Source organism: Terrisporobacter sp., from assembly GCF_017888745.1.
Taxonomy (GTDB): Bacteria; Bacillota; Clostridia; order Peptostreptococcales; family Peptostreptococcaceae; genus Terrisporobacter.
In genome coordinates this window covers 1-10,382 of sequence record NZ_JAGHFM010000034.1, presented here as the reverse complement: position 1 = coordinate 10,382, position 10,382 = coordinate 1, and the positions used below count along the sequence as shown (strand labels likewise).

Below are 10,382 nucleotides of genomic sequence, written 5' to 3'. Positions count from 1 at the left end.
ACATCTCCAGATAATACTTTAGAATTATATAAACTTCTTTTTAATTTTAACTCAGAGTAAGTTCCTTGTAAATTTATAAGCTCTGCAACAGTATTTGTAAAGAACTTAGAGTGCATTCCTGTATTACCATGTGAACCAGTTTCTTCTTTATCTACACATAATGCAACTGCTGTATATTCAGGATTTTCAGTTTCAAAAATTGATTTTAAAGATGCAAAAGCACATACTCTATCATCTTGCCCATAAGACATAACCATAGATCTATCAAGACCTAAGTCTTTAGCTTTTCCTGCTGGTACAATTTCTAACTCTGCACTTAAAAAGTCTTCTTCTACTAAATTATATTTTTCATTTAATAATTTTAAAATATTATATTTAATATTAGAATTTTCTTCTTCATCACAAGGTATACTTCCTACTAAAACATTTAAATCTTCTCCACCGATTCCTTCACTTAATTTCTTTTGATTTTGGTCGGCAGATAAGTGTGGTAATAAATCATTTATACAAAATACTGGATCATTTTCTTCATCACCAATGGCAATATCAACTTTAGTTCCATCATTTAGGAATACTACACCATATAAAGCTAAAGGTATTGTAACCCATTGATATTTTTTTATCCCACCATAGTAGTGTGTTTTAAAATAACCTAAATTACTATCTTCATATAATGGATTTGGTTTTAAGTCTAATCTAGGTGAATCAATATGACTTGCTATTATTTTCATACCTTGTTCTATATCTTTTTCACCTATTACAAATAGTACAACTCCTTTGTCTCTATTTTCAGCAAAAACTTTATCACCACTTTTTATTTGCCCATTTAAAATAGCTTCTTCTAAAGAAATATAACCTTGTTTCTTTGCCAATTTAATTATTTCTCTAGTACAAAGTCTTTCTGTTTTTGACTTATTTAAGAAATTTTTGTATTCCTCAGAGTAGTTCATAACATTCTCCATGTTATTCATTTCTCTTATAACTTTCCATCCATTAACACTTTCATATTTTAAGTTCATGTTTTCCCCCTAAATTACAAATACTTTTTTAAACTAGTTTTGATTTTTCTTCATCATTTCGTCATATTCTTCTTGTGATACAACTTTAACACTATCTAATCTAGATCTAAAATGAGATCTAAAATTTTCTAAATACTCTTTTCTTAATATTTCTCTTTCAGCTAATTCTTCTTTAGTTAATCCTTCTTCTTTATTTTTCTTTGCTAATGCATTTATTCTGTCTAGTTTTTTTTGATCAAACATTTTTTCCTCCTAAAATTTTGCCTATATTAATAAAATATTTTATTACTTCTTATATATTCTCCATTTTTATAATATGTAATAAACTCTTGTAAATTATTTTCTATTATAGTTATTCCTCTTATTATATCTTCTAAGTTCGTATTAGCTATATTTATCCTAAAAAATCTATCATCCATTATATTATCAAAAAAATAAGTCCCAGGTGTAATACAAACGCCTTTTTTTACCATGAATTCATAGAAATCTTGTGATGAATATCCTCTTGGAAGTTCAACAAAAAAGTTTAAACCGCCAATAGATTTAGATATTTTTAATTTATCTCCTAACTTTTCATCTAATAAACTTTTAGTTTTTCTGTATTTTTCAGTATAAATCTTTTCTAAATTTTTCAAATAATTATTCCAATTAAAGTATTTCATATAGTAGTACATTGATTTTTGAATAAGTCCAGGTGTTGATATATCTGAAGAATATTTAGCCCATAAAATTTTCTTTTGAAGTTCAATTGGTATATCTATTATACCTATTCTAAGTCCTGGCATAAGTATTTTTGAAAAACTTTTTATATATATAACTCTATTATTTGTGTCATAACTTTTTAATGGTCTATTATCAGAAGAATCAAAAGCAAAATCACTTATAAAATCATCCTCTAAAATATAAAAATTATACTTTTCAGCTAACTCTATGAGCTTCTTTTTCTTATATGTACTATAAGATATTCCCGTTGGATTTTGAAAATTAGGCATGACATAAATCAGCTTAGGTTTTATTTTCTCTAACTTTAATTTTAATATTCCTATATCTATACCATCTTGTAACATTGGTATTGGTATTACTTTTGCCCCTCTACTTTTAAAAACCTCCAAAGCACCATTATAAGTAGGTTCTTCCACAAAAACTACATCAGAATAATTTATAAGTCCTTTGCAAACTATATCTATACCTTGTTGTGCCCCAGATATAATTTGAATATTTTCTTTGTTGGTATTTATTCTTTTGTCTTTTAAGTATAGGCATAGCTCTTCTCTAAGTTCATTTGAACCCTTTCCTTCATCATATTCAAAAATAGATGCTCCATCTTTTTCAAGTGCCATATTTATAGCTGCCTTAAAATTATCTATAGGAAACATTTCTCTAGAAGGATTTCCACTGTCGAAGTGAATCATATCCTCTATATCTATTTTATTAGTTGATTTTTTTATATTAAGAGAAGAAACAAAAGTTCCACTTCCAACTATCTTATGAACATATCCTTCTTTTTCTAGTAATTCATATGCCTTTACAATTGTAGCATTATTTACGGCTATATAATCTGCAAATTTTCTTATTGGAGGAAGTTTTTCATGTTCTTTTATTTCTCCCTTAGCAATAAGATTTTTTATATGATTATAAATTTGAATATACTTACTATTATCACTTACTAATTCTAATTTGTATTTATCCATTAAATCACCACTTACTTATTTTTAGATTTATTGATGTTTAAATATGTATTTGTTATCATTAATATATATAATACCAAATTTTTTATGAAAGGGGAAAATATTTATGTTTTATGATTATCACATGCACTCAAACTTCTCTCCAGATAGCCATTCTCCTATGGAAAAAATGATAGAAAAATCAATAGATCTTGGCCTGAAAGAAATTTGTTTCACTGATCATATGGATTATGATGTTAATCAGACGGATAAATTCGTTGTAAACTATAATGAATATTTACATAAATTAAATTTAATGAAAGAAAAATATAAAGATAAAATCTCTATAAAAAAGGGAATTGAGCTGGGTCTTCAACCTCATCTATCAGATATATATAGCAAAGATATTAAATCACATGATTTTGATTTTGTAATATGTTCTCAACATGCTATAAATAAAGATGATTTATATTATGGAGAGTTTTTTGAAGATAAAACTCAATTTGAAGCTTATGAAAAATATTATACAGAGCTTTATGAAATAGTAAAAAAATATGATAATTACTCTGTTTTGGGTCATTTAGATTTAATTAAAAGGTACGGAAAATATGGTCATCTTTTAGATGATAGTTTATTCTTAGATATTATTGAAAGTATTTTTAAAGAAATTATTAATAAAGGAAAAGGAATTGAAATAAACACGTCTTGTTTTAGATATAATTTACCTGATTTAACACCATCAAAAAAAATAATCAAATTATATAAAGACCTTGGTGGAGAAATTATAACTACCGGCTCTGATAGCCACTCACCATCTTATATAGCTTGTAAATTTGATTATGTCTATTCTTATCTTAAAGAAATTAATTTTAAATATATTTGTAAATTTGATAGTATGAAACCATCTTTTATAAAAATTTAATTATTTTTTCACCTCCATCAGAATACATTTAAATATATGGAGGTGATTTTTTTGAGAATTCCTAACCTGGTTTTATCAACTATAATTTTATTTATTTCAAACCTTATAGTAAGAATTCTAGGATTTTTATATAAAATATTTTTATCAAAGGTTATGGGCGAAACAGGACTGGGGATATATCACATGGTATTTAACTTTCTAATGATATGTATAGCTCTTACCACAACTGGTATCCCAACTGCTCTTAGCTGTTTGATTGCAAGAGAAAATGCACTACAAGATAAAAAAGAATCAAATATTTTCTTTATATCTACTTTATACGTATCATTTTTTTTATCACTTATAATCGCTTTAATAATATCATTTAATAGTAATTATTTATCTTTTAGATTATTAAATGATCGAGACCTAAATTTATTTATTTTAGCTATCTGTCCAGCAGTAGTTCTTATTACTTTATCAAATGTTTTTAGGGGTTATTTTTATGGAATCAAAAAAGTTATAGTTCCTGCTGTTGGTCAAGTTGTTGAGCAAATCTCAAGAATATTATTTGTATTTTTAATTGCTATGTACATAAGTGATAACGCTATGATTTGTTATTCTACTCTAATTGCCATATCTATTGGGGAGGCAGTAAATGTAATATACATGAGTATTTGCCTTTATAAAGAATCTACATTATACAATAGATTTACGATTAGAGTTAAAGATTTTTATTATTCTTCTATGGAAACTTTAAAAATGGCATTACCAATTACTTGTAATAAAATGTCTTCCGTTGTATTGCAGTCTGTAAGTTCTATGATAGTTCCTTCTAGACTTGTACTTTCTGGCATGACTTATCCTCAATCTATGGGACTTTATGGAATTTTAAATGGAATGGTTATGCCTTTTGTTTACATACCTTTTACGATAGGCTCAGCCTTAGTAGTAAATTTAATACCAAGTATCTCACAAGAAGTTACTTTAAATAAATATAAAAGTGTAAAAGTTAAAATTAATTATGCTTTAGCATTAACCGTAGGAGTAGGAATATTATCTTCATTATTTTTCTATTTTGCTGGAGAAGAATTGTGTCTTATAGTATTTAATAATCAAACTGCTGGTGAGTATTTAAAAGCAATGTCTTTAGCTCCTCTTTTTCTATGTCTTAATCAAACTTTATCCTCAATACTTCATTCAATTAGGAAAGAGGTCATAGCTAGTTTTAATACAATTTTAGGAATGGTTATTCAAGTTATTGCACTATATTTCCTATTACCATTACCACATCTACATATGTATGCTTATATATATACCGTAACTGCCACTGCTATTTTAACAACTATACTTCATACTATTGTTTTGATAAAAGCACTAAAAGAATTAAAATGTTAGGAGGTCGGAAAGTAAAAAATGATTAATGATACAAAACCTTTTTATGTTTATACAGAAAATAATTGTTTATACATAAAAAATATAAATGAAAAAATTGATAAAATATCAAATAATATTGTTTCTTATTGTGCTAACTTCGATAACAATAACTTCATCCATATCTGCTCAGTAAATACAAAAGGAAAACTAATTCACTTCATTTATAAGGATGGACATATAAGAAAAAAAGTTTTAGGTAGGGTTTGTCACAATATTAATAACCTTAAAAATATGAGATTATTTATTATAAATAATTATTTAAATTTATTTGTTGTAGAAGAATCTTCTATTAAGGAAAATAGATTTAGAGTATCTCATTATAACTTTAGTCCTTCTAATTACAATATCTACAAATATCATATAAATGATATATTACAAAATGATGAATATATATATAAATTAAATATTGATGATATGTCAAATATGATACTTACTTATGAAACTGAAAATAAAAATAATAGGAGTGAATCATATAGCCAAACTGTCATTTTCAATACTACTAATAGAAAATGGCTACCAACACGTAGTTTACTAAGAAAACCAACTTCTTTTTCTTCTGAATATAATAGTAAATCTAGTATTATAGATGATTTATTTGAATTTTGTTATAGCATATCTTATAAAAAAAATAATGATGACTAATTATTATTTAAAATATAAACAAGGGTGTGTCAATTCTGACACACCCTTTTAGTAGAGTAATGGTATTTTGCTAATTATCATTTGTTTTAATAGTTATTATAAATAATTTGTTGAATAATTAATTACTTATTTATTAAATTATTCACCACAACCTGGGAATCTACAAACATTTGCGAAAGTATCTACTACTCTTGGAGCAAAGTTTGTGTCAGCTAGAACTACTAATTGATCTCCTATTAAAGCACTAACTGTTTCTTCAACACATAATATTACATCTATTCCACTTGGTACTGTAAATTCAATGTCATCGAAATCGTCACAATCTCTATCACAGTCACAGTCACAGTTGCAATCACAGTCACAACCATGGTTATGATTATGATCATCATCACAGTCAAAGTTATCTTCTATAGAAATAAATGCATTAGATATACAATCAACTGATAAATTAGTTTTGAAGTCTTGTCTCAATGTGAAAGATCTTCCACTAGATGGAGTACATATATTAGAAGCTAGTGTATTAAATTTAAATTCAACAGAGTCTACTCTGCATAATTTTTTCATTCTTTTTATAGCTGGGAATGCAAGGGCTACTATTCTAGTACGACCACAATGTCCTCTTACTTCTAAAACTAAATCTTCTATTCTTACTGTTAATCCTCTTTCTCTAAATAATACGTTTTGTCCTCTATTTTGTGCACAGCATCTAGCATTTCTAATTGGGCATACTATTGATTCAAATACTGTATCACAAGATGAATTATTTTCAATTGGAGTTACATCGAAATCATCCACTGTTACGTCTCCAGGCATTATTTCAATTGATGAGAAGTTCATACAAACTTCATCTACTGTAACTCTTGCTGTACCCCTATTTGGAATATTTCCTCTTACTTCGATTACCTCAAAGTCAAAGAATAAAGGCTCTCCATTTGGTCCAGTAGCATCTGTAAATACTCTAAATTGTATAGAATCGAATATTCTATTTGCTTCTATAGCTACTGGGCGAGCATCTCTTGTTGAGAAAGTTGGAGATATTCCATTACAGCACTCTTCTCTACAAGTATTTGGAACACATACATCAGATACAACCTTACATGATTCACATTCATTATCAGTACATTTTACAGGTTTACAATGACACTCACATTCAAATTCTTCTTTATTTTTACATTCGCATTTATCATGGCATTTATCATGTTTATCATGACATTTGTTAGTTTGTCCCACCCTATTATCGTCGCACTTGCATCCTCTTTCAAGGTCATCTAATTCTAATGTTACCTCTGGTTCAGAAATATTATTAGTCATAGACATTTGTTCATTATTTACTCTTCTTTTATTTTTTCTTAAATCTTGCATTTTTTATTATCCTCCTTAAATGATATTCTCAAAATGTCTTGGCTTTTTTTAAGCCTAATTAATATTATGCAATTTACTAGTTAAGTGTTACTTCAGCATAAAAATATATATAAGAAAATCAGAATATATATTTTTTTTGTAAATATAATATAATATGGATAATTTTAAGGAGGTATAAAATGGGTTTTTTAAATGAGTGTTGCTCTATAATTAGAAGAAGTAGTAAGGATATGTTCTACATATATCTTGATAATGATGGACTTTACTATAACTACTATGACCCTGATAACCGTATTTTAAACAGAGATAGACTCGTAAATGATAAAAACTTAGATTTTACAAAATACTCTTTTTCTCTTGATAAAAATGACAATATTTATTGTATTTATTTTGATAAGTATTTAGAAGTATTAGAATGTAAAAGTAATTCCACTGTATTCACTCAAAAAGAATGTATAACTTATAATTATAAAAAGTTTGGGTTAGCTTTTCCTCATATAAAATACATAGATAATAATGCCCATATTTTTTATTATGTATTTAGTAATAATTCATCAAGCACTTGTGCTTTATTTCACCATTATAAAGAAAATGGTTATTGGGTTGAAAATAAAATTGATTTTGTTAATTATTTAGTTTTAAATGATTTCACTATTTTGTGGAATAGATCTGTTCCTACTGTATTTTATTTTAATTTAGTTAATGGTTGTGAAGAAATTTTTGCTTCAAGATTTAATTTAGGTACTTTCACTTGGAGTAGTCCTATACAAGTAACAAATTCAAGTGAAAATAAAATTTATCTATCTGTAATTAGAGATAGTATTAATTTTTATCATCTATCATTCTGTGAAAATATTAAAAATGGATATGCAGTAAAATATATAAATGGATATTTAAACGATAATAAATTTGAAGTAAACAGTTCATCTTATTTAAGCAAACCTTCTACTTGTATGTACCCTTCTATAGTAAAAAATGAAAATAAATTGCTTGTTTCCTGGGTAGATTTTAATAAGCTTTTTACATCTTCATCAGAAAACTTAGGTGAAAGTTGGAATGAACCTTATTTAGATGATGATTCTATAAAAGATCAGTTTAGCAGATGTTCTTTCTATACTAATTACAAAGATGATTTAACCTATAATGTAAGTGAAGTATTTTCCACAATAAACGATGTTGGTATTCTTGGAATTTAATAGAATAGAATAAAATATAATTTCATTACAATAAAAAAATGTTGCTTTTAAGCAACATTTTTTTATTCCCGAAGCACCGTAGGTCCCATAAATTCAGACCCGAGAATCTCCCAGGTGGGTGACCTGCCCACAATTTCGAATTTTTCTATATAAATACAGAAGTATTCTACTATCGTGAGACCCGATCTCCCGTATAATGAATGTCGGTTGAATTTAAAGGTTACCACTCGTATGCCTCAGGATTTATTTTTCTTTTAAAATTTATATTTTTATTATAATACAAAAACAAAAATAATTAAAGTAGTTTATTCTGTAAAAATTCTTAAATTTAAACTAATTTAACAATTTATAGTAATTTAACTTATGTAAGTAATAATACTTTTATAAAAGTATTATTACTTATTAGTTGAATTTTTTTTCTTTCTTGTTTTAGTTCTTCTAGTTCTAGTTTTTTTAGTTTTTTTGCTATTTTGAGAAGTATTTGTATTTGAAACAGGCATACTTTCTTCTAAGTATTCATTATATGATTCTATATCATCTTCTACTTCATTATCTTCTTCTGTATCATCATCTATTTCTACATATTCATAGTCTTTATCATCATCCTCTTCATACCCTTCATCATCCAAACTTCTCAAAAGATTTCCCAACAATTTTAAATTTCCAATACTTCCAAGATTATTTATATCAGCTAAAGAACTTAAACTAAATCCTCCATCTTCTTTTCCATCTGGTAAAAATAACTCCGCAAATAAGTCTATCATCTTTTTCATTTCAAGTGCTTTTTCAACAGATTGCTTTTTCTTTTCTGGAAATACCTCTAGAATTTCTTTTATCATCATGTTCTTTTTATCTTCATCATCCATGCTTCTAAAAAATTCACTTTCATCTTCTTCGCTCAATATGTTTATATCATTTAACTTTTTTATCCCTTTAACTAAATCGAGAACACTCTCTAACTTAATTAATACATTTCTTTCTTCTTTATTCATATATTTCTTAGTTCGTGTTATAATTTCCATACCTCTATCTAAATCATCTTCGCTCAAGTCTAATAATTTAATTCCTTTATTTACATCCGTCATATCAAAATTTAAAATACCTTTACCAGATCCTATACTCTTTGTTTTTTTCTTTACCTTTTTTATTTTACGAACTTTTTGAACACTCTTATTGCCTTGGCTACTTCTACTACTTGTTTCTACAGATTCTCTCCTTTCAGAGTTTTCTGCAGGTTTACTCGATTTATTTTTATTATCAAATAATGGTATACTACCATTACTTAATACCATCATCGCAAGTATTAACAGTAAATTGTTCACACAAGTCACCCCTTAATATAACTACTCATTCTTAATAAAATATGAATCTTAAACTATATATGTTACATTTTTAATGTATCAATATATAGTTTTTTATATAATTTATCTATATCAAATAATTCACTAACTACATTTGCAATTCATTTCTATATATAAATTCTATGAAACAAATTCTATATATATTATTGAAACAGGTGATTTTCTAAAAAAGTGCTAATTTTACTATATAAACAAAAATACTTTTCCAAAAAATACCTTGCAACTTTTTTATTTTCATATATAATTAAGTTAACCAACTATTATAAAATAGTTAACCTATTTTTAAAATATTTATAAATATCTAGGGGGATTATTATGAATTTAAAAACTAAAGAACTTATTTTATGTTCAATATTTGCAGCATTGACTGCAATACTAGCTCAAATATCTATACCGATACCTATCACAACTACTCCATTTACACTCCAAATATTTGCAGTTGCAATGACAGGATTAATTTTAGGATCTAAATGTGGTTTTATTTCAATTTTAATCTATTTATTATTGGGTGCTATCGGTATTCCTGTATTTGCTAATTTCTCAGGAGGAGCTGCTGTACTATTAGGACCAACAGGTGGATATTTATTAGGATTTCCAATAATGTCTTTTATAATTGGATACATAAAAGAAAAAACTGCTTCTAAAATTGTTGTTATTCTAGGAATGATGTTAGGATTAATTTTAGATTATACAACAGGCACTTTAATATTTGCTATTCTAACTGGAAATACAATTTATCAAAGTATTATCTACTGTGTAGCTCCCTTTATTATAACAGATTTAATAAAAATAGGATT

The 10,382-nt window shown here is 26.3% G+C and carries 10 protein-coding genes and 1 other RNA gene; 5 read left to right on the top strand and 6 right to left on the bottom strand.

Annotation, left to right across the window (positions count from 1 at the left end):
* The 3 genes from J7G74_RS01425 to pdxR all read right to left on the bottom strand — a co-directional run.
* Window positions 1-1,019, bottom strand: a 1,019-nt coding sequence (locus tag J7G74_RS01425) for an aminopeptidase (RefSeq protein ID WP_297130884.1), incomplete at its 3' end; no start/stop codon positions are given.
* Window positions 1,020-1,052: 33 nt separating this feature from the next.
* Window positions 1,053-1,262 carry a DUF896 domain-containing protein gene (locus J7G74_RS01420; protein WP_297130881.1) on the bottom strand — a complete coding sequence of 70 codons (210 nt, stop codon included), beginning with the start codon at window positions 1,260-1,262 and terminating at the stop codon, window positions 1,053-1,055.
* Window positions 1,263-1,288: 26 nt separating this feature from the next.
* Complete coding sequence (gene pdxR / locus J7G74_RS01415; RefSeq protein WP_297130878.1) at window positions 1,289-2,710, bottom strand: MocR-like pyridoxine biosynthesis transcription factor PdxR; 1,422 nt, start codon at window positions 2,708-2,710, stop codon at window positions 1,289-1,291.
* A 103-nt stretch (window positions 2,711-2,813) separates the two neighbouring features.
* Here pdxR and J7G74_RS01410 point away from each other — a divergent pair, with 103 nt between their 5' ends.
* From J7G74_RS01410 to J7G74_RS01400, 3 genes are read left to right on the top strand one after another with little or no spacing between them, the layout of a single operon-like run.
* Complete coding sequence (locus J7G74_RS01410; RefSeq protein ID WP_297130875.1) at window positions 2,814-3,608, top strand: histidinol-phosphatase HisJ family protein; 795 nt, start codon at window positions 2,814-2,816, stop codon at window positions 3,606-3,608.
* 51 nt (window positions 3,609-3,659) lie between these two features.
* The gene (locus tag J7G74_RS01405) at window positions 3,660-4,985 is read left to right on the top strand and encodes a polysaccharide biosynthesis protein (RefSeq protein ID WP_297130871.1); all 1,326 of its coding nucleotides are present in this window, start codon (window positions 3,660-3,662) and stop codon (window positions 4,983-4,985) included.
* A gap of 18 nt (window positions 4,986-5,003) precedes the next feature.
* Window positions 5,004-5,666, top strand: coding sequence for a hypothetical protein (locus tag J7G74_RS01400; RefSeq protein WP_297130868.1), 663 nt, complete (start codon window positions 5,004-5,006; stop codon window positions 5,664-5,666).
* Between the two features lie 138 nt (window positions 5,667-5,804).
* Here the strand turns inward: J7G74_RS01400 and J7G74_RS01395 are convergent, their stop codons facing one another.
* Window positions 5,805-7,028 carry a hypothetical protein gene (locus tag J7G74_RS01395; protein ID WP_297130864.1) on the bottom strand — a complete coding sequence of 408 codons (1,224 nt, stop codon included), beginning with the start codon at window positions 7,026-7,028 and terminating at the stop codon, window positions 5,805-5,807.
* A gap of 179 nt (window positions 7,029-7,207) precedes the next feature.
* Here J7G74_RS01395 and J7G74_RS01390 point away from each other — a divergent pair, with 179 nt between their 5' ends.
* Complete coding sequence (locus J7G74_RS01390; RefSeq protein ID WP_297130862.1) at window positions 7,208-8,224, top strand: hypothetical protein; 1,017 nt, start codon at window positions 7,208-7,210, stop codon at window positions 8,222-8,224.
* Window positions 8,225-8,285: 61 nt separating this feature from the next.
* Here the strand turns inward: J7G74_RS01390 and ssrS are convergent.
* Both ssrS and J7G74_RS01380 read right to left on the bottom strand, forming a co-directional pair.
* A non-coding RNA gene (gene ssrS, locus J7G74_RS01385) (6S RNA) lies at window positions 8,286-8,470 on the bottom strand.
* A 149-nt stretch (window positions 8,471-8,619) separates the two neighbouring features.
* Entirely contained in the window at window positions 8,620-9,546 is a 927-nt protein-coding gene (locus tag J7G74_RS01380) for a hypothetical protein (RefSeq protein ID WP_297130859.1), read from the bottom strand.
* Window positions 9,547-9,900: 354 nt separating this feature from the next.
* On the opposite strand from J7G74_RS01380, the gene J7G74_RS01375 reads away from it, so the two are divergent.
* Window positions 9,901-10,382, top strand: a 482-nt coding sequence (locus J7G74_RS01375) for a biotin transporter BioY (protein WP_297130856.1), incomplete at its 3' end; no start/stop codon positions are given.

Bases quoted from the DNA above. Each gene is read 5' to 3' on its own strand.
- J7G74_RS01420 (WP_297130881.1), bottom strand. From the start codon at position 1,262: ATGTTTGATCAAAAAAAACTAGACAGAATAAATGCATTAGCAAAGAAA.
- pdxR (WP_297130878.1), bottom strand. From the start codon at position 2,710: ATGGATAAATACAAATTAGAATTAGTAAGTGATAATAGTAAGTATATT.
- J7G74_RS01410 (WP_297130875.1), top strand. From the start codon at position 2,814: ATGTTTTATGATTATCACATGCACTCAAACTTCTCTCCAGATAGCCAT.
- J7G74_RS01400 (WP_297130868.1), top strand. From the start codon at position 5,004: ATGATTAATGATACAAAACCTTTTTATGTTTATACAGAAAATAATTGT.
- J7G74_RS01395 (WP_297130864.1), bottom strand. From the start codon at position 7,028: ATGCAAGATTTAAGAAAAAATAAAAGAAGAGTAAATAATGAACAAATG.
- J7G74_RS01390 (WP_297130862.1), top strand. From the start codon at position 7,208: ATGGGTTTTTTAAATGAGTGTTGCTCTATAATTAGAAGAAGTAGTAAG.